Origin of the sequence: Paraburkholderia sp. GAS334 (assembly GCF_050436625.1) — a bacterium.
GTDB lineage: Bacteria > Pseudomonadota > Gammaproteobacteria > Burkholderiales > Burkholderiaceae > Paraburkholderia.
In genome coordinates, this window is sequence record NZ_JBNDMO010000036.1 from 13,882 (window position 1) to 32,625 (window position 18,744).

The window sequence follows — 18,744 nt, forward strand, 5'->3', positions numbered from 1 at the left end:
AGGCCCATTGACGGCGCGCTTTTCATCGTTCGGCGGTAGTGCCGACGTTTCGAACGGCGGCTTTATCTAAGTCCTGCAGTCCCATCGAAGTTTTTCTATCGCTCATCGGTCGCTCGTTTTCTGTCTGTCAGGCCGCCGCGACTGCTGAGATTTCTCAGTGCTACGCGAGGAGGCTCCGAAATGGCAGGAAAAATCAGCAAGAGCAACGTCATATCCGATGTCACGCAGACCCTGCAGAAGTTCGATCTGCTTGAACTGCAGCAATACACGCGCGAGAAAAGCTACTCGAACACGGCAAGCAAGGACTTTCACCTGTTCTACGTAGGACGTGACGACGTTCACGACATCCTGAAGTACGTCCTTTCCCGTGCAAGTGTCTCCCTGTACATGAACATGTTTGGATTTGACGACGACGAACTCAACGATATTCTCATGCAGCAAGCCCGTGACCCGAGCATCACCATGATGATCACCCTTGACAAGAGCCAAGCTGGCGGTGTTCATGAAAAGAAGCTTCTCGATTCCGATATCGCACAGAACCCTACTAAGTTCAACACGTACTTTGTGATCGGACAATCGGCTACCCATCAGATCAGTCACACGAAGGGATTCGTGGCCGATGGCAAGGTCGGCGGGGAGGGATCAACGAATTGGTCGGCGTCCGGCGAGGGGACGTTCGTTGTCAAGGGTAAGCCGGGCGGCCCAGGTTACAAGGCGCAAAACAACACGCAGACCATATTTACGGATCCCGACACTATCAATCGGTTTCAGACAGAGCTGGTTGCTGAGCACATGATAGCGAAGGCGCAAGGAGCCGCTGCCACCACAGCGACCTCCACGGCCAGAGCGGGGGCCGCGGGCGCCAAGAAGGGTGCCGCAGCAGCCAAGGGCAAGTAATCAGGAAATTGTTCGATGTGTCGATGGCCGCACCGGCGTGACCCAAGTCCGCGCGTGCCAGCGATGGTTGTAGCGTTCGTCGCCGGACATGTGGTACTCGCAACGCTCCAAGGTGTCTCGTCGATCGGCCACGAGCGGTCGCGCGCGGAAGACTCAACGACCGCTTTGAGGTATCGGGTTGCGCATAACCGAGGACCGCTTCGGGTCGCTATGTAAATCTTTGCATAGCGACCCCTATGCGCATAGTTGCGATCTGCGCATAGGGGTCGAGAGTACGCGTTCGCTGGCGATGAGACCAGTCATTCGCGACCGCAAAGGTCCGAATGGCAGGAAAGCAACCTTCTGTAGTTGGCTCACCAGGAGCGGCACCGGGACGTCCGCAAAGGCCGATGCCCGGTCTGATAGCGTTGGCCGGATGATGGGCATGCTCTGTCTGGCGGGCCGGGCTAACTGCCAGGTCGCGGGAACGGTCCCGCTGTGCTACCAGGCATGGCAGCGCGCTTCTGTCACAATTAGCGCTCTGCCGTTTCGCTGACGTACCGTCGGCAACGCCCCACAACTGACCTTCTCGTAAATGCGCATCTTCGGAATCAGCCTTTACGTCATCATCGCCCTGTTCTTTGCGGTGCATGCCGTGCGTACCCAGCAGAACATGTACTGGCTGCTGATCCTGTTTCTTTTCCCTGGCCTTGGCAGTGCGGTCTACTTCTTTGTCATTTACTTGCCCTCCCTGCGCCAGTCGCGTGGGGCAAGGGCGGCAACGAGGGCCATCTCGCAGCTTGTCGATCCCAACCGAGCGGTGCGCGAGGCGCACACGGATTTCGATCGCGCGCCGACCGTCGCGCATCGCATGCGGTTGGCTGCAGCGCTGCTCGATGCAGGAAATGCCGCCGAAGCCCTGGAGCATTACCAAGCGGCGGCCAGCGGGCCGTTCTCATCCGATCCGGCTTTACTCCAAGGGCTGGCGCGTGCGCAGTTTGCCAACGGCAATGCTTCGGCCACGCAGGACGCGCTGGAAAAACTGTTCGCCGCCCATCCTCTCACCCGCCGGCAGCCGGAGCCTGCCTTGCTGTATGCACGGGCCTTGGCCGCGATTGGCGCGCCAGGCACACGCGCCGCGTTCGAGATTGCTCTCGCGAGCGCAAGCGACGCTGCACCGCGTTGCCTGTACGCCGATTGGCTAGCAGCGCAGCCGGACGAGGCCGACCGCCAGCGTGCGCGCGAACTTTACGCTGACATTGTGCAGGATGCCAGGCATTGGCCACGCCACGCCCGCGAACATAACAGCGAGTGGCTGCAACGGGCCCAAGCCGCCCTAAGCCGATAATCCACGGGCGCCCGCTGCAGAGCGGCAGACCTTTGGCTGCGGGGTCAGTCCGGGCCGAAGCCTGCCGAAGGCCGCACTGATCCTGACGGATTCGAAACGACCGGTTCATACGGTCTGCGCGCAAGCCGCCGTTCGCGAGCGATGTGGATGGCGCGCCTGCTTCGCGTATGGGAGCCCGATGAGGTATCCCTGGTTCCAGGGTTCCCATGCCCGAGACTGGCTGTTGATCCTCCGTGACGGTTTCTGTCAGATGACTGGCGTACCAATCTGCGCCGCGAGATTGATCATTCTCGCGGCCTCAAGCTCGTCGGACGTCCCCCGGACCATTGTCGCCGGTCGCGGTACATCGCAAACGGCAAGGAACGAACGACCGCTATCTGGCATTGCCACTATCGGGCAGCAGCCGGCCAACTGCAGACGTCTGTCTCGTCGCGCCGAACGGCTGGTACTCGGTTTATTGCGGCCGTTCGTGTCTGACAGATTACGGCCGCAACGAGAGCCCAAATAGGCGCTTCGCAAACTGGCGGTCTTCGATCCGGCACGGAAGTGTCAGGCCGCAAATTCACAGGCCCGCGTTGGCGCGTCAGCGCCCTGACCCGCTTCGGCATTGCCAACGCACGCAACCATCATGCCGTGCGGGCGGCCACTCGCTGCTGCCGCAAAATCCTGACGAAGTTCAGCACGGTCGGCGACCTTTCCCGTTGCCGATGGATTAACGCAATACCCGTCGAAAGCGGTTTGCCCTTCAGTTCGTGATACGACACGCCTTCGACCTGGATCTGCCGGATCGATGCGGGAACCATAGCAACGCCGAATCCGGCCGCCACGAGGTTCGCCGCCGATGAGATCTGTGGCGCCATGCTAATCGAGGGCGCGAAGCCGGCTTCGCGGCAGGCGCCGATGATCGAGTCGTATAGATCCGGGCCGATCGGTCGTGGAAAGAGGATGAACGAATCGTCCGCAAGGTCTGCCAGATCGATGCGCTGTCGCCGGTTCAAGCGATGGTTCGCCGGCAACACCGCCAACATGTCTTCGTCGACGAGCGGTTCGACGATCAGATCCCGGCAGTTCAGCGGCATGCGCACCAGAGCGGCATCGAGCTGCCGCTCGGCGACTTTGTCGAGCAACAGCGAACTGTTGCTCTCCTCGCAACTGATCGACACGCGCTCGTATGCATGCCGATACAGCTGCATTGTCATCGCGACCGTTGGATGAAACACCGTCGAACCCGCGAAACCGAGCGAAAGCCGTCCCGTCTCTCCGCGTCCTGCGTTCTGTACGTCGACGAAAGCCTGCTGCACGTCCTCGACGATACGCCGCGCGCGCTCGCGAAAGAGCTGTCCCGCTTCCGTCAATTCGATGCGACGCGGATGCCGGATAAACAGCTGAGTGCCGATTTCCCGCTCGAGCTTCAGGATCTGCTGGCTCAAAGGCGGTTGGGCGATTCCCAGATGCGTCGCGGCATCCGTGAAATGCAGGTGCTCGGCGACAGCAAGGAAGTAACGCAACTGGCGAAATTCCATATCTTTTTCGTCTCCAAAAAGTGACTTCGAGATATTGGACTAATGACCGGTTTGATTTTAACCTTTGTGTCAACCCGATGCGCTCAAGGGGCGCAGCCGAATCAGCTGGACGAAGTCGATGCGCGTCACGCTCAACGTCTCATGAGGAGAATTCGATGTCAGCAGCGCGCGCACCACTCGTAGCCGCCCCGATCAACCCGGCCCACACGCTGATTGCGGAGCTGCGCATCATCGTCGGCAAGAAGTACACGCTGACCGATGACGACGCGACCCGCCGCTTCCGCACAGGCTTTCGTTTTGGCGCAGGCAAGGCACTCGCGGTGGTACGCCCTGGCACAATCGTCGCGCAGTGGAAAGTCATGCCTAGCGGCGAGGCGCGCTTCCGCATGATGTCGGCTATGACATGAGCCGGCCCCTTTAACATTACCGAATTTAGGAATCCTTATGACTGGAGATTCTTCTACCCCTCCTCAAACCCTGACTGGCCGCTGCATGTGCGGTGCTGTGTCTTACAAGATTTCCGCGCAGCCGGTGGCCGTCGGCCTGTGTCATTGCGACCGTTGCAGGCCGCAGGCGGGGAGCGCCTTCTCGACAGTGATGTTCGTGCAGCGTGATGCGTTCGAGATCAATGGCGAAACCGCTGTGTTCGAGGACGTAGGAGCGAGTGGCATGCAAGCCCTACGGCGATATTGCCCTCAATGCGGCTCACCTCTGATGACGGAGGCCGACGTCACTCCAACGTTGTTCTTTGTGAAGGCGGGGGGGCTCGATCAGACAGATTGGCTACGGCCGACTTTCGAGATGTTTGTCAGCCGTCGGATGCCATGGGTCAGTGCACTTCCCGGTGCGGCTCAGTTCGACGGCAATCCCACACTTTAGTTGAGGCTCCAATGAATCCGTTTCAAACCATTTTTGATGCGCAGAAAACCTATTTCGCAACCGGCGTTACGCGAACCTACGACTGGCGCGTCGAGCAGCTCGATCGGATGGCCCAATTGCTTGTCGAGAACGAGGCCGCGCTTCAAAAGGCGATCGCAGCAGATTTCAAAACCGCCAGCCAGGAATATGTCTTCGAGACTGCAGCTTCACTCGGTGAGACGCAGTTCCAGAAAAGCCAACTGAAAAGCTGGATGGAACCGGCAGAAGCGCCGCTCCCCAAATTTCTTGCGCAGACTGGATACAAAGGGGTCGTCTACCGTGAACCTTACGGCGTGACGCTCGTCATTGGGCCGTTCAACGGTCCTCTGCTCTTGCTCATCCGACCGGCAATCTCTGCGCTGGCAGCCGGAAATACCTGTGTACTTAAGCTTTCCGAGCAACTTGGTGCGACCTCCGCGCTACTGCTGGAACTCATACCCCGTTATTTCGACCCACGCGCTGTGACCGCCGTGAGCGGCGGACGCGAGGAAGTCGCCGAGCTGTTGAAACTGCCCTTCAATTTCATTTTTTTCACCGGCAGCACCAAGGTTGGCAAGATCGTCATGAAGGCGGCAGCCGAGCATCTAACCCCGGTGCTGCTTGAACTCGGCGGCCAAAACCCCGCCCTCGTGGACGCGACCGCAAACATTCAGGACGCTGCCAAAAAAATCGTCTGGGGCGCCATGGCCTGGGGCGGCCAATGGTGTACATCGCCGGGCTATGCGTATGTTCATGAGTCTGTCGCCGATGCATTCGTTGCTGAGGTCAAGAAAGCTGTAGTCGAGCTCTACGGCACTGAGCCGAAGAACAATCCGGATTATTCGCGCGTGATCAGCGCCCGGGAAGTTTCACGGCTGGCCGGGCTTATCGATCCAACCAAGGTCGTTTCAGGCGGACGGTCCGATGCCGAAGCACGATACCTCGATCCGACCATTCTCTATCCGGTTACATGGGACGATCCAATCATGGAAGTCGAGGTGTTTGGTCCGGTCCTTCCGATCCTCACCTATAAGACCCCGACGAAGCATTGGGTCGGATTGCCGGTACGCCCGATCCGCTCGCGGCTTACGTGTTTAGCCGGGACCAGAAGGTGATCGACCGCTTCATCAGCGAACTTTCGTACGGCGGCGGCGCGGTGAACCAGGTCAACATTCATCTATTTGTTGAATCCATGCCGTTCGGAGGAACAGGACAATCTGGCCTCGGCCACTATTATGGCAAGCATGGCTTCGACGCGCTCACCCACGCGAAATCTATGCTCATATCGCCGCCCGACTCAGCGATCGACCATCTGTTCCCTCCTTACACCGACGCCAAGAACCAGGAGCTGGCGAAATGGATGGACTATTGACCGCCTATGCCACCCGTCAGCCAGGTACAAGAACGTGTAACCGGGTTCCCAAACCCGCGGGTTCGAAAGTGCCCGTATATCCGATGAGAAGATCATGACTGTCAAGAAGATTTTGCTGCTGACCGGCGACTATGCCGAGGATTACGAAACCATGGTGCCGTTTCAGGCCTTGACCATGGTCGGACACAGGGTCGACGCGATCTGTCCCGGTAAGCGCGCCGGCGAGAAGGTGAAGACCGCCATCCATGATTTCGAAGGCGACCAGACTTATACCGAAAAGCGCGGTCACGACTTCGTCCTGAATGCCAGCTTCGACGCGATCGATCCGGCCACGTACGACGCCCTGTGCATCGCCGGTGGACGGGCCCCCGAATATCTTCGGCTCGACCCCAAGGTGATCGCTCTGGTGCGGCATTTCGCCGAGGCGAAAAAGCCGATCGCGGCCGTTTGCCACGGCCCCCAGCTTCTGACCGCCGCCGATGTGGTCCGCGGCAAACGCATCTCGGCCTATTCGGCCTGCGCGCCGGAGGTGACCATGGCCGGCGGCGCCTATGCCGAGATCGATATCGACGCGGCGGTGACCGACGGCAATTTCGTCACCGCCCCGACCTGGCTCGCCCATCCGCAATGGCTGGCCCAGTTTCTGGCAGTGCTCGGCACCAGGATCGCGCTCTAGGTATGAAGTCTCAGGAGGTTGCCCACTCGGTCTGAACCGAGGAAGCCGAAGTTGCTAAGGCTTTAGTTTTCCAAGGAGACCGAATGGGCATCCACAAGAATGCGCTGGTCTAGAGATTTGGCCGGTGACGGTCTGACTCCGGTCGTTCAGGTATTACCGGACAATGCAATGGCTTCTCTGCGAGGTGGTGTGTGTCAGAACTGGAATACGTGCCTGTCCCATTCTTCGAGGACAACTACGCGTGGTTAATCACTGACGGACGCGCGGCAATCGTCGTTGACCCAGGCGATGCCGGCCCGGTCATTCGATATTGCGAAGAAAATCACCTGAAGTTGGCGGGCATCCTGATTACGCACCATCATCCCGACCATGTGGGAGGCATTGATGGCCTGCTCGGATGGTCGGGCAATTACACCATTCCGGTGTATGGGCCAGCAAAAACGCACATCTCCGGGGTCTCGATTCGCATCGGACATGGCTTTTGTGTGACGTTTGAAGAGCCAGCTTTCCAGGCGACCGTGATTGCGGTCCCGGGACACACCCAGGATCACATCGCGTTTTTCGAGGCCGGTGAAGGCGCCGGGGTGCCCCATCTCTTCTGTGGCGATACGTTGTTCGCAAGCGGCTGCGGAAGACTCCTGGAAGGGACCGCGGAGCAGATGCTTGCATCCTTGGACGAGCTCGCGCAACTGCCCCTATCGACGCGTGTTCACTGCGCGCACGAGTACACGCTCGCCAACATCCAGTTTTCGCTTCGATGTGACCCATCGAACAATGACGTCAGCGACTGGTACGATCAGGCCCGCGCGTTACGTGCTGAAGGAGCGCCTACGTTGCCGACCACGCTCCGGCATGAATTGGCGGTCAATCCGTTTCTTCGCGTGCATAGTCCCGAGATCCGGGCCGCGCTGATCAATCAGTTCAACGTTCCGGTGCCGAACCCGCTCGCTGCGTTCATTCTGCTACGTGGCTGGAAGGATCTTTTCAGCGTCGAAGAGGCCATCCCGGTCAAGCGGCGTTGGCCGCCGACCCTACTGAAGCACGAGTCGAGCTACATCCACGGCGACCTGATTCGGATCGACGGTGGCGAAACGCTTTGCCGGGTCTCAGTCTAAACGGTAACAGCCGACGCGGATCTGTCCACGTCGGCACTTGTATATTTCTGGGAGAAAAATTTGGCCAAGATGATTCACTCCATGATCCGGGTTCACGACCTTGACCGGTCGTTGCAGTTCTACAAGGATGCGCTCGGGCTCTCGACCAGCCACCGCCTGGACTTCCCCGACTTCTCGCTCGTGTATCTGCGCAACGAAGAGAACGACTTCGAGATCGAGCTCACCTGGAACAAGGGGCGCGAGCCAGCCTACACGCATGGCGATGGCTATGGGCACGTCGCTGTCGCAGTCGAAGACCTCGAGTCAGAGCATGAACGGTTGTCCGGGCTGGGCATCAATCCGACCCCGGTGAAGGTATTCAAACGTGGCGACGAGATGCTCGCGCGGTTCTTCTTCATCCAGGACCCCGACGGCTACAAGATAGAGGTGCTGGAGCGCTCAGGGCATTACGTGTGATGAGGCGCGGTGGCGAATCAATCGCGCCACCGCTGCGTGTCAGGCAACGACCGCGCCAGCAGTGTCACTCGATCGCAGCGTGCGACGGCGAAGGTAACGGCCGTTTCGAGGCGTAAAGCGGACTTCTCCAACCTTGCATGCGAATGGCCGCGACAGAGTCGACTGTTGCCCGATGCGGATCGATCAACGGCGAACCACACGGCCTGTTTAATGTCGGACCGGATTCAACGACCATGAGCGGCCGATCGTCCTGCTTGATTTCAGCGGCCGAACCTCGGTTGGCAGCAGACATTCCGGGCTCGTGGTTGTCCCTCGGCGTAAATCAACCGGCTGCAGCGGCTCTGTTCTTCGCCGTTTCGAAATACTCCACGATCAAACCGTCGGGATTTCTCGCGATCAGGTTGCGTCCAGCCGGCGTGTCGTGTGGAGCGCCAGGAATCGCGACACCATGCCTTTCCCCAACCAAGCGTTCGCAGCCTCCAACGAGTCGACTGTCAATGTCGCTTGCACATGTCGCACCGGGTCGAGCGCCTTGTCGCCACTTCGTCGAAACATGCCGCAGCCTCACCGCAGAACGTTGGCGCTCGCTTCAGCCATTTCACGCACGGCCGCAGGAACGCGCACAATTTTGCGATCGAGATGCACCTCGTCAAAAGAGCTCGGCAAGGAAGTCGTCAAAGCCCGCGAAGCCAGGTCAACAAGTGATCATTTACCGCCTGAGGCCGCTCCTGCTGAGTCCAGTGGCCGCAGCCTGGAAGCAGGTGAAGCCCCCGTAGGTCCGGCAATGCGCTTCGCATGACGGGCAGGCGGTCTCCGAACATCTGGAGAACCCTGTCCCGCTCGCCGCCGATGTAGAGCGCCGGATGTTCGATGCGGCGTCCCTCGAAACCCCTTAGGAAGGTGAAGTCCCGATCGTTATTGCGGTAGCGGTTGAGCGGCCCCCGAAAGCCGGACTGCTCAAGCTCGCTGACGTAGTAGTCGATGTCAGCGTCGGTGAGCCATGCCGGGAAGGGGTCCGGATCGGGGACGCGCAGCAGGACTGGGTCGCCGGCCCACTTGTCCGAGGGCCAGGCCTCGGCCGGCGCGTCGCCGCTCCAGGCGTAAAAGAAGCGTCGAAGCCCCCCGCGCACGTCGGCATCGAATTCGGCCTCCGCGACGCCTTCTGCCTCGAAAGAGTGCATGTGGAAGAACCGATCCTGGCTCGTGTAGACGGCCTCAACGATCTCCCGCACCGACCGCTGGGGGGTGCCGGTGTAGGGCACCGACAGGCCAGCGACGGCCCGCACCCGGTCGGGATGAACGAGGGCCGTGGTCCAGGCAATGGGCGCGCCCCAGTCGTGGCCGATGACCACCGCCGGCTCGTCCGGGCTCAGGGCGGCGATCAGGCCAGCCACATCTCCGGACAGATGTTCGAGACTATAGGCCTCGACCTCGTGGGGTTTGTCAGAGCCGCCGTAGCCGCGAACGTCGATCGCGCAGGCCGTGAAGCCGGCGGCCGCGATGGGACCCATCTGATGGCGCCAGGAGTACCACGACTCCGGAAAGCCGTGGACCATGACAACCAACGGGCCCCCACCCTGGAGGGCTACCCGCAATGTGACCTCGCCCACTTGAACCTGACGAAAATTGGACATGATGCTTCCTCTCTGGACCGCCGCGACCCAAGGGCGGCTCGTTCATATTGCAGCGGTGACGCCGCCGTCGACCGCGAGGGTCCGGCCCGCGCCGCGCGCGGCGGGCCGGACTATGCGAGCGCCCTTAGAGGCCCTCCGTCAGAATGATGCGGAAGTCCGCGCCCCTTAGCCGATGCTGCTTCGCATCCTGGTACGCGGGGCTGTCGTACCAGGCCTTGGCGGCCGCCATGTCCGGGAACTCGGCGATGGCGACGCTCTCGGCGGGAGCTCCCTCAAGGACCTCGTATTTTCCGTTGACGGCGAGGAGCGTCAGCGAGTGGCCGGCGCGCGCCGCGACCGCCTTCGGTCGGTAGCGGCTGAGCTCCGTGGCGTCGGTCGTCTTGTTGTTGATGAGGATCACATAGGCTGGCATCGGGGACTCCTGTTCGGATAGAGGGCGGTGAGGCGTGCAGGGTGGACGCAAGAGGATGTTCAACAGTCCTGACGGCGGGCTCACTACCAGGGCTCGTGGAATGGACGCACCTCAGCGAGGAACGACCAGGCCGAGCGTGGCTGGTGGGTGACGTGCCAGGCCTCGTCGGCGAGGTCGACCGAAAGAAGATGTCATCGGGCTTCTCCGGGCATCGCGCACGGGTCCATGGCACGTCGATGACCACGTCGATCATCAGGCCGTTGGTCTGCCGGCTATTGCTGATACGAAAACACAGCCGCGGACGTCAGGCCTGATACGCCTTGATAAACGCCGCGCATTTCTCGATGGACGCCATGCCCTCATCGAGCATCGGGGCATAGAGCTGCCAGTTGTGGCACATGCCGTCGAAGATTTTTTTGGTCGGCGGCTACGCTCGCTGCCTTCATGCGTTCAACGACCGTGACCGAATCGTCGCGCAGCCTTTCCCAAGTCCCCACATGCACAAGAGAAGGCGGCAGGCCACTGAAGTCCGCATAAAAGGGGGCGTCTCAAGATTCGGAATTTGCTAGCGTTCACGAACTGCGCTGTTCGAATGGCGCTGATCGACCGATTCTGATTGCCAGGACTTCCCCCGAGAGTCAAGGCCAGGAGGTCACTCATTTCTCTCGTCCTGATCCTGTGAAAGGGGTAGCAGATTCCTTTGCCAACGATAAGTCGTCACGCCGGAAACGCGTCACCGAACATCGGAAGTCCACTCAAAGACGCTTCCCTCGTCGCCTCGTCCTGAATGACGTCCCAGTGCTCAGCCAACACCCCGTTCTCCATGCGCACGATGTCCACCACGATCCAGTTCGCCGGCATGCCGATCCCGGTGAAGCGACCATGCAGGAACACATAGTCACCGTCGGCTACAGTGAGTCCATTCTCGTAATGGAAGTCGGCCGGCACTCCTTTCACCAGCGAGAAGAGACCCTCCCGCCCTGGCGGAATGTGCGCACCATGCTGGATGTAATTCGAAGACCAGAAACGCTCGGCCGCAGCGTAGTCCCGCTTGTTGAAAAGCGTCTCGAATGCCTCCAGCACGATTGCCTTGTTTCGTTCCCCAGTCGTCTGCGTCAATTTCAGCTCCTTGCGATAAACCCCAAAACGCCAATTCGCAGCAAGAGCCACGAGATAGGCACCTAAACACAATTTCGATCACAATCGTAAATTATGCCCTTCCCAAGAAAGTGTCAACCCATCTTTGTCCGCAGAAACCCTTGGTAATCCTCGATATTGGTAGCACCGCGCGCGGGAATTCACGGCATCGCAGCAACGTTGCGAATCAGTATCTTGATGTTGATCGAACTCGTGATATGCTCGAACGAGGCTGGCGCTGCACGTCTCGACACCGGCGACGTCGGCAAGCAGGAAGACGAGCAGGTTGCTCGACGCGCTGATTTTGCGAGGAGCTTGGGGCCGGCTGGCGGCTCAACACGGAACGTTGGATCCCAAGCAGGTTGAACAACCCGCTATCCGGCTTTCATATACGCAAAGATGGAGAGAGTCGATGTTTCGAAGCGTTGACATACCGCCCGCAAAAATAGACGTCACAAGACCCTACCGAACTTTCACCTTCGCCTGCTTGATGTCAGCCTAAACCCCGTTGATTTGTCATGCCCGAGACACCGGCTGCGCGTCTCACCAGAAAGGATAGTGATATGAGTGCTTATGTGATTGTCGAAGCGGCCGTGCGAGACGAAGAGGCCCTACGCCGTTACGGCTCCCAGGTTGGACCGGTAATAGCAGAATTCGGCGGTGAAATCATCGCCTTCGGACCGTGGCAAATGCTGTTCGGCGAGCCAGCATTCATCAACGGGATGATTATTCGATTTGCGAGCGAGGAGACTGCCAAAGCCTGGTACGAATCGCCGGCCTACCAGTCCCTTCTGGACATTCGCGACATTGCGCTCGACTGCCGCATCCGACTTGTCGGCCAAAAGCCATCACCTGTCGGCGGGACTGCAGCCGACACTCACAAATCTGGCGGCTAGCTAGCGGAGCTAGTCGCGGCAACAGACAACTGCAAGATGTCGCCAGCGGGCGCGCGGCATCGACGTGCGGGTGTCGACGGGGCACGTCTCGCTGCCCCCCCTGTCCAGCGGTTTCGAGCCCACGCCCCACACCCCATGAGAGATTCGGAAATCAGCAAAGACGCGTCTCGTGCCCCGACTCGGTTCTGGCGCGCAGATGATTGCCCCAGAGAGGGTGATCATCCAGGTTGCCGTACCACTCAACCCAGCCGGAGCATCGATTTCGTCACTACGCCAGGTGCGCCTTGATAAACGCCGCACTCTCTTCAATTGAAGCCATGCCCTCATCAAGCATCGGAGCGTAGAGCTGCCAGGTGTGGCACATGCCATCGAAAATCTTCAGCTCGGCAGCAACACCCGCTGCCCTCATCCGCTCAACGACGGTGATCGAATCATCACGCAATCGCTCCCAGGTACCCACATGCACCATCGTCGGTGGCAGGCCTGTAAAGTCCGAATAGAACGGCGTTACAGCGGGTGACTTACGGTCGCCATCCCCCAGATAGCAAGAGATCAACATGTCAAGCAATTCTGTAGTAATGACTGGATCATCGGTCACTGCCTGGTGGGAGGCCCCTTCCAATGTGTAATCTAACCAGGGCGACGCCAACGTCACCGCCCCCGGCAGCGGAAGGCCAGCCTCCTTGGCGCGCACCGCTGTAGCAAGCGCCAGATTGCCGCCTGCCGAGTCCCCGCTTAAGGCCAAACTGCCAGGGGTGTAACCCTGGCTCAGCGCCCATTGATACACGCCGAATGAGTCATCATGGGCAGCAGGCGCTGGATTTTCGGGGGCGAGACGGTAGTCAGGTACCAGTACAGCGCAGCCCGCTGCCCGCGCGAGGTTGGAAGCGACGACGCGGTGTGTCCGGCTCGAACCAAAAAAGAAACCACCGCCGTGATAGAAAATAACAAGACGCGAATCATCCCCACCTTCCGGCAGGATCAAGTCACCCTCACAAGGTCCGCACTTCACGCGCTTGATCTTGATGTTCTCGGCCACAGGCAGCTGGCTTGTAGCCTCCTCGATCCATGCGCGCATCATGTCAGGTGTCGCGTTTTCGGGAGGGGGGTTCTTCGCACTAGCCTCAAGAATTTTGGACAGCTGTTGAGTTGACATGTTCGTTCTCCTATTGATTCAGGGGCGACTCGCCCTCGGTTGACCTCGTTTTTCCCTCGAACCTTGCGTTGACTCGAGCCACTTGTGATCAGTAATCCCGCCCGGCGACCAGTGCCAAAACACTGTCCGACTCACGAAATCATAATTTCGATCAACATTGTCTTTTTACGCCGCCATGAGACCATCGTCAAGACAGGCGTCAGCCCTCAGCCGTTTTTTCAGGTTTACTGGATAGCACCCCGATTTTTTACAGGATGGCAGTTTTTTGGACACTATCAATTAACAATTGCGAATGACATTGTCATGATCTACACTGGAACCGGAATGAATTCAATGGAGGCGTGTCTTGGGAGTATCGAGAGAAGAGGCTGCCGAAAATCGCCTCGCAATCATTGCTGCGGCGACGCAGCTCTTCAGGGAACGCGGAGTGGACGCCGTTGGATTGAGCGAATTGATGAAGCACGCTGGCTTTACGGTGGGAGGCTTTTACAATCACTTCAAGTCAAAGTCCGCGCTGGTCGCTGAAGTAGTCGCATCAGCAATGGCCGAAGGTGCGACGGAATTTGCACAGGCCGCCAGGGAACCGGTTGATGATTCGACTACTGCGCTTCGACGCTATGTAGCCTATTACCTTTCGCCGGCTCATCGCGACAACATCGATCGTGGCTGTCCAGTAGCAGGTTTCGCTGGCGACGCGCCTCGCGTTGGCGCCGAGGCCCAGTCGCACTTCGCCGCCGGCCTCGATGACCAGATAACGATATTGGCAGGGCTAATCGCGGAGCACGGGTCGATTGCTACGGCGGGGGAACATAGAACATTACGTGAACGGGCAATGAGCTTGCATTGCGAAATGGTGGGTGCGCTGGTCCTGGCACGATCGGTCGCGCAGACCGCTCCAGAGTTTTCAAACGAGATTTTGGCGAACGCTCAACGAGACATCACCGCGTCTCTCGATGAGCGTTCGAGCCAGGCCGCCAAACCACGAAAGAAGCACTAGGGAAACCTCCGGTTCCGAAAGGCCATCACAATGAAAGACGCCAAGACCCTGCTGCTCGAATTCCTCGCCGCTGTCACGGACGGCCAAAACGCCGCCGCCCTGTTCGCCGAGGACGGGGCGGTCGAACTGCCGTTCCTGCATTCGCTGGGCATCGCCTGGCGCCACCGGGGTCGCCAGGCGATCAGCGAGCTCCAAGACTCTCTCGCGGGGCTTTATCTCGACTTCGCCTTCGAGCCCGAGGACACCCACGTCCTGATCGACACCCCAGAGCAGGTGTTCGCCGAATACATGGCCCACCCGACGGCGAGGGCGACCGGGCGCACCGTCCATCACCTGTTTACTGGCCGTCTCGTGGCCGAGAACGGTCAGATCAAGCTGCTGCGGGAGTCTCTGAACCCGGTCGCCGTGGCCCAGGCCCTCCTGCCCGGCGGCGTCAAGGACCTGCCCGATCCGGAGAAAGTGATCTTCTCGGTCCCCCCAGATTACCGGAGCTGAGGCCGTCGAGAGTTTTCTTCCAGCATCGTCAATCATCAAGCTTGTCGAGGAAGGACGGCCATGGCCGACAACAGCGCCCCGCTGGCGGAATGAGCTGCGGAAGCCGTGAACGGTCACGTCGGGCAGGATGGCGTGAAGGGTCTTGTTGATGGCCACGTCGGACATCAATGCGCCGGTGGGGCCGGGAAACACCAAGTCAGAGCATTCAGTCTTCAGCGGCTTCATGGCGGTCAGGATGGCTAGGGCGTCGTCGGTCAGTGGCACCTTATGCTCGCGGCCGCATGCGGTTGGCCGGGATCACCCAAACCTTGGCCTTCTCGTCAGTTTGACGCCAACACTTGCCGATGCATAGTGAGCGCCAGCGGCTCAAGGCAGGCGGTCAGACCACTGACCAGCCATATCGGAACGTCGGGAATATGAATCTGTATCGCATTGATCTCGTCTCGCTCTCGCTCTTCACGCTCATCGTAAGAAGCGGAAGTATCAGCAAGGGGGCCGAGCTTGCCCGTCTCGCGGTAGGCGCTGCGAGCAGGCGTATTGCAGATTTGGAAACTGCCGTCGGCGCGGATTTGTTCGAGCGCCATTCGAGGGGAATTACTTTAACCCCGGCAGGTCACGCCATGGAGAGGCATGCGCAACGCATCCTTAACGACATTGACCAGCTGGCCGCCGATCTCTCCGACTATGCGAACGGCGTGATCGGTGTTGTCCGGCTGTGGGCGAGCACGTCTGCCATAACCCAGTTTCTTCCGGCAGAAATTGCTGCCTTTACCGCTACCAGTCCGGAGATCCGAATCGAGCTTGAGGAGGAAACCAGTGATCAGGTAATCATGGCAGTGGTCGATGGACGTGCTGATTTTGGCATATTTGTCGACGGAATACCGACGCTAGGTTTGCAAACTACGCATTATCGAAGGGACAGACTGGTACTTGTCGTTCCGGCGGGCCATCCGTTGACTAGGCGGAAGAACGTTTCCTTTAGTGATGCTTTGGATTTTGACTTCGTTGGCCTGTCACGGAAAAGTTCACTGGCCGATCGACTCGATCAGGCTACAGTTGCCACGGGGAAGCGTCTAAAGCTTCAGATTCAGGCCCGAAGTTTCGACGCGATGTGTCTCATGGTCGCAGCCGGGCTGGGCGTTGCTGTGCTTCCCGAAGCTGCGGTGCGCCCTCATATTCGTTCCATGGGGCTCAACAGGATCAGCCTCGCAGAGCCCTGGGCCGATCGCGAACTACTCATAGGGGCGCGCGACCTTAGCGCCCTCCCCAAGCCAGCCCGGCTGCTCGCCGAGCACCTCTGCGGCAAGGCGTCGATGCCATCAAGGACTTCTGCCGAGTAACTTGGCGGTCCGGAAAGGGGCTTTCGCGTTTTGAGAAGGCTCATTTGTGAATTCAGACATTCCGTTGTTAGCTGGGCCCAGGGACAATAAGCCGGGATCGCTCATCAGCTGCTACTGACAATAGTCAGGCTCTGTCTTGGACCAAAACACAAGGCGGGCGGGAAGCAACCAGGCAATTGAATCAAACCGTCCGGAGACCAGTAATGGAACGCGTGAATTCACCACGTACCCTTTTTGAAAAGTTGTGGCAGCGCCACGTAGTCACAGAGAGTGCCGACGGATACGTCCTTCTCTATGTCGACCGTCAACTGGTCTACGAAGTGACCAGTCCACAGGCATTCGAGGGTTTGCGGATTGCTGGGCGAAAGCCGTGGCGCGCGGAAACTGTCCTGGCGACAGCGGACCACAACGTCCCGACAATCTCGTCGCAGCGGACGAGCACTGCGTCTATAACAGATCCATTGTCGCGCATCCAGGTCGAGCAGTTGTTCAGCAACTGCAACGAGTTTGGCATTACCTCGTATGGTCTGACCAACCGGAATCAGGGAATCATTCATGTCATCGGTCCCGAGCAAGGGGCTACGCTTCCCGGTATGACTGTCGTGGCTGGAGATTCTCACACGAGCACTCACGGCGCATTCGCCGCTCTTGCTTTTGGCGTCGGTACTTCAGAAGTTGAACACGTGCTGGCGACCCAATGTCTGTCCGTCAAGAGGATGAAGTCGATGCTCGTCCGCGTCGACGGAGACATGCCCTTCGGAGCTACTGCCAAGGACCTGGTATTAGCCTTGATTGGTCAGATCGGCACTGCGGGAGGCACGGGCTATGCCATCGAATTCGCAGGCGAAGCCGTCCGGAATCTGTCGATGGAAGGGCGAATGACCCTTTGCAATATGGCCATTGAAGCCGGTGCGCGCGTGGGCCTTGTCGCCGTCGACAATGTCACCATCGAGTATCTGAAAAATCGTCCGTATAGCCCCGTGGGGGACAAATGGGCAGAGGCGGTCGCTTACTGGCAGACACTAGTCAGTGACGAGGGCGCACTTTTTGACGAGGTCGTGACAGTTGACGTCAGTGGGCTGCGTCCCATGGTGACGTGGGGGACATCTCCTGAAATGGTCACCTCAGTTGATGGATTGGTCCCGGATCCCTCTCGGGAAGCGGATCTGGTACGTCGTACCGATATGGTTCGGGCGCTCACATATATGGGGCTTAAGCCGGGTACGCCGATTCGGGACATCACCCTGGACAAGGTGTTTATCGGTTCGTGCACAAACGGTCGCATTGAAGACCTGCGTGCGGCAGCGGAAGTCGTGAAAGGAAAGCGTGTCGCCCCGGGCATTCAGCTCGCGCTGGTAGTCCCGGGATCCGGTTTGGTAAAGGCTGCGGCCGAAGCCGAAGGTCTCGACACCATCTTCCGGAACGCAGGATTCCAATGGCGCGAGCCCGGATGTTCCATGTGCCTTGGTATGAACGAAGATCGGCTTGGACCAGGTGAGCGTTGTGCCTCGACGTCAAACCGTAACTTCGAAGGTCGTCAGGGGGCTGGCGGACGCAGTCATCTTGTTAGCCCTGCAATGGCCGCTGCTGCTGCAATCGCAGGGCATTTCGTTGATGTATCTGCGGGAGCTTACTGATGCAACCATTTGCCGAGTTCGACGCGTTGGTCGTTCCGCTTGATCGCGCTAACGTCGACACTGATGCGATCTTGCCCAAGCAGTTCATGAAATCGGTGCTACGCACCGGATTCGGAGTGAACCTGTTTGATGAATGGCGATATCTTGACCACGGGAAGCCGGGGCAGGATGTGGCCTGCCGTCAAGTGAATCCTGAGTTCACAATGAATCAGCCCCGCTTCGCGGGCGCGCAAATTCTTCTGACGCGAGATAACTTCGGCTGCAGCTCGAGTCGCGAACACGCGGTCTGGGCATTGTCGGACTACGGGATCAGAGCGCTAATTGCCTCGAGCTTCGCAGATATCTTCTATGGCAATTGTTTCAAAAACGGAATGTTGCCGATCGTTCTGGGCACAGACCTGGTTCAGTCGCTATTTGACCAGGTTTCCTGTACGCCAGGATTCTGCCTGGCGATCGACCTGGAAGCCCAAACAGTCGTCGCTGCTGGGCGTGATCCAATCCCGTTCGAAATAGATGCGGAACGCAAACGCCGGCTTCTAGGCGGGATGGACGACGTAGCACTGACACTTGAGCGGGTAGACCAGATACTTGCATACGAGCGGCTTCGTCGAATCGACGAGCCATGGCTTTTTAGCTAATGGGTCGGCGCGCCTATGCCTAAAGACCGAAAACTCGAAGGAGCTTCGGGCTCGTCGCTTTCGGTTCTTTGGTGGTTGCTCGCTGATTCCGCCGCGCATTACCACCCTTCAGCTCATCGTCCAGAGATTCGATGGCGGT

General features: G+C 59.1%; 19 protein-coding genes and 2 pseudogenes. 15 read left to right on the forward strand and 6 right to left on the reverse strand.

Translation table 11 applies throughout. The features are described 5' to 3' along the window. Nucleotides 1-180 precede the first annotated feature (180 nt). Together P3T21_RS33660 and P3T21_RS33665 are read left to right on the forward strand one after the other, a co-directional pair. Nucleotides 181-897, forward strand: a complete 717-nt coding sequence (locus P3T21_RS33660) for a hypothetical protein (RefSeq protein ID WP_429260250.1) — start codon at nt 181-183, stop codon at nt 895-897. Nucleotides 898-1,471: 574 nt separating this feature from the next. Next, entirely contained in the window at nt 1,472-2,224 is a 753-nt protein-coding gene (locus tag P3T21_RS33665; RefSeq protein ID WP_429260251.1) for a hypothetical protein, read from the forward strand. 626 nt (nt 2,225-2,850) lie between these two features. Here the strand turns inward: P3T21_RS33665 and P3T21_RS33670 are convergent. Then, nucleotides 2,851-3,747, reverse strand: a complete 897-nt coding sequence (locus P3T21_RS33670) for a LysR family transcriptional regulator (RefSeq protein WP_429260252.1) — start codon at nt 3,745-3,747, stop codon at nt 2,851-2,853. 155 nt (nt 3,748-3,902) lie between these two features. Between P3T21_RS33670 and P3T21_RS33675 the strand changes: the two genes are divergently transcribed. The 7 genes and pseudogenes from P3T21_RS33675 (at nt 3,903) to P3T21_RS33705 (ending at nt 8,263) form a co-directional block, all read left to right on the forward strand. Then, entirely contained in the window at nt 3,903-4,154 is a 252-nt protein-coding gene (locus tag P3T21_RS33675; RefSeq protein ID WP_429260253.1) for a hypothetical protein, read from the forward strand. 97 nt (nt 4,155-4,251) lie between these two features. Further along, nucleotides 4,252-4,626 carry a GFA family protein gene (locus P3T21_RS33680; RefSeq protein WP_429260254.1) on the forward strand — a complete coding sequence of 125 codons (375 nt, stop codon included), beginning with the start codon at nt 4,252-4,254 and terminating at the stop codon, nt 4,624-4,626. A gap of 11 nt (nt 4,627-4,637) precedes the next feature. After that, nucleotides 4,638-5,759: an aldehyde dehydrogenase family protein gene (locus P3T21_RS33685; RefSeq protein WP_429260255.1), complete on the forward strand. Its 1,122-nt coding sequence runs from the start codon at nt 4,638-4,640 to the stop codon at nt 5,757-5,759. After that, nucleotides 5,735-6,016 carry an aldehyde dehydrogenase family protein gene (locus P3T21_RS33690; RefSeq protein WP_429260256.1) on the forward strand — a complete coding sequence of 94 codons (282 nt, stop codon included), beginning with the start codon at nt 5,735-5,737 and terminating at the stop codon, nt 6,014-6,016. Before P3T21_RS33685 ends, P3T21_RS33690 begins: the two co-directional genes overlap by 25 nt. A 94-nt stretch (nt 6,017-6,110) precedes the next feature. After that, nucleotides 6,111-6,692: a DJ-1/PfpI family protein gene (locus P3T21_RS33695; RefSeq protein WP_429260257.1), complete on the forward strand. Its 582-nt coding sequence runs from the start codon at nt 6,111-6,113 to the stop codon at nt 6,690-6,692. A 191-nt stretch (nt 6,693-6,883) separates the two neighbouring features. Then, nucleotides 6,884-7,678 (forward strand): annotated as a pseudogene (gloB, locus tag P3T21_RS33700) (hydroxyacylglutathione hydrolase); the annotation flags it as partial. 189 nt (nt 7,679-7,867) lie between these two features. Next, nucleotides 7,868-8,263 carry a VOC family protein gene (locus P3T21_RS33705; RefSeq protein WP_429260258.1) on the forward strand — a complete coding sequence of 132 codons (396 nt, stop codon included), beginning with the start codon at nt 7,868-7,870 and terminating at the stop codon, nt 8,261-8,263. A gap of 674 nt (nt 8,264-8,937) precedes the next feature. Here the strand turns inward: P3T21_RS33705 and P3T21_RS33710 are convergent. From P3T21_RS33710 to P3T21_RS33725, 4 genes and pseudogenes are all read right to left on the reverse strand, one after another. Then, the gene (locus P3T21_RS33710) at nt 8,938-9,897 is read right to left on the reverse strand and encodes an alpha/beta fold hydrolase (RefSeq protein ID WP_429260259.1); all 960 of its coding nucleotides are present in this window, start codon (nt 9,895-9,897) and stop codon (nt 8,938-8,940) included. 124 nt (nt 9,898-10,021) lie between these two features. Further along, on the reverse strand, nt 10,022-10,309 hold the full coding sequence (locus P3T21_RS33715; RefSeq protein WP_429260260.1) for a DUF1330 domain-containing protein: 288 nt from the start codon (nt 10,307-10,309) through the stop codon (nt 10,022-10,024). A 359-nt stretch (nt 10,310-10,668) separates the two neighbouring features. Continuing rightward, nucleotides 10,669-10,839 (reverse strand): annotated as a pseudogene (locus P3T21_RS33720) (alpha/beta hydrolase); the annotation flags it as partial. Between the two features lie 187 nt (nt 10,840-11,026). Then, complete coding sequence (locus tag P3T21_RS33725) at nt 11,027-11,479, reverse strand: nuclear transport factor 2 family protein (protein WP_429260261.1); 453 nt, start codon at nt 11,477-11,479, stop codon at nt 11,027-11,029. A 530-nt stretch (nt 11,480-12,009) separates the two neighbouring features. Between P3T21_RS33725 and P3T21_RS33730 the strand changes: the two genes are divergently transcribed. After that, entirely contained in the window at nt 12,010-12,342 is a 333-nt protein-coding gene (locus P3T21_RS33730) for a DUF1330 domain-containing protein (RefSeq protein WP_429260262.1), read from the forward strand. 268 nt (nt 12,343-12,610) lie between these two features. On the opposite strand, the gene P3T21_RS33735 is transcribed toward P3T21_RS33730, so the two are convergent. After that, nucleotides 12,611-13,498, reverse strand: coding sequence for an alpha/beta hydrolase (locus P3T21_RS33735; RefSeq protein WP_429260263.1), 888 nt, complete (start codon nt 13,496-13,498; stop codon nt 12,611-12,613). 346 nt (nt 13,499-13,844) lie between these two features. Here P3T21_RS33735 and P3T21_RS33740 point away from each other — a divergent pair, with 346 nt between their 5' ends. From P3T21_RS33740 to leuD, 5 genes are all read left to right on the forward strand, one after another. After that, nucleotides 13,845-14,495 (forward strand): TetR/AcrR family transcriptional regulator, encoded by a 651-nt coding sequence (locus P3T21_RS33740; RefSeq protein ID WP_429260264.1) that lies wholly within the window; start codon nt 13,845-13,847, stop codon nt 14,493-14,495. A 30-nt stretch (nt 14,496-14,525) separates the two neighbouring features. Then, nucleotides 14,526-14,990 carry a nuclear transport factor 2 family protein gene (locus P3T21_RS33745; protein WP_429260265.1) on the forward strand — a complete coding sequence of 155 codons (465 nt, stop codon included), beginning with the start codon at nt 14,526-14,528 and terminating at the stop codon, nt 14,988-14,990. Nucleotides 14,991-15,406: 416 nt separating this feature from the next. Further along, on the forward strand, nt 15,407-16,330 hold the full coding sequence (locus P3T21_RS33750) for a LysR substrate-binding domain-containing protein (RefSeq protein WP_429260266.1): 924 nt from the start codon (nt 15,407-15,409) through the stop codon (nt 16,328-16,330). Nucleotides 16,331-16,533: 203 nt separating this feature from the next. After that, a complete protein-coding gene (gene leuC / locus P3T21_RS33755; protein ID WP_429260267.1) occupies nt 16,534-17,967 on the forward strand; it encodes a 3-isopropylmalate dehydratase large subunit in 1,434 nt (477 codons plus the stop codon). Further along, entirely contained in the window at nt 17,967-18,605 is a 639-nt protein-coding gene (leuD, locus tag P3T21_RS33760) for a 3-isopropylmalate dehydratase small subunit (RefSeq protein WP_429260268.1), read from the forward strand. Before leuC ends, leuD begins: the two co-directional genes overlap by 1 nt. The last annotated feature ends 139 nt before the right edge of the window (nt 18,606-18,744 follow it).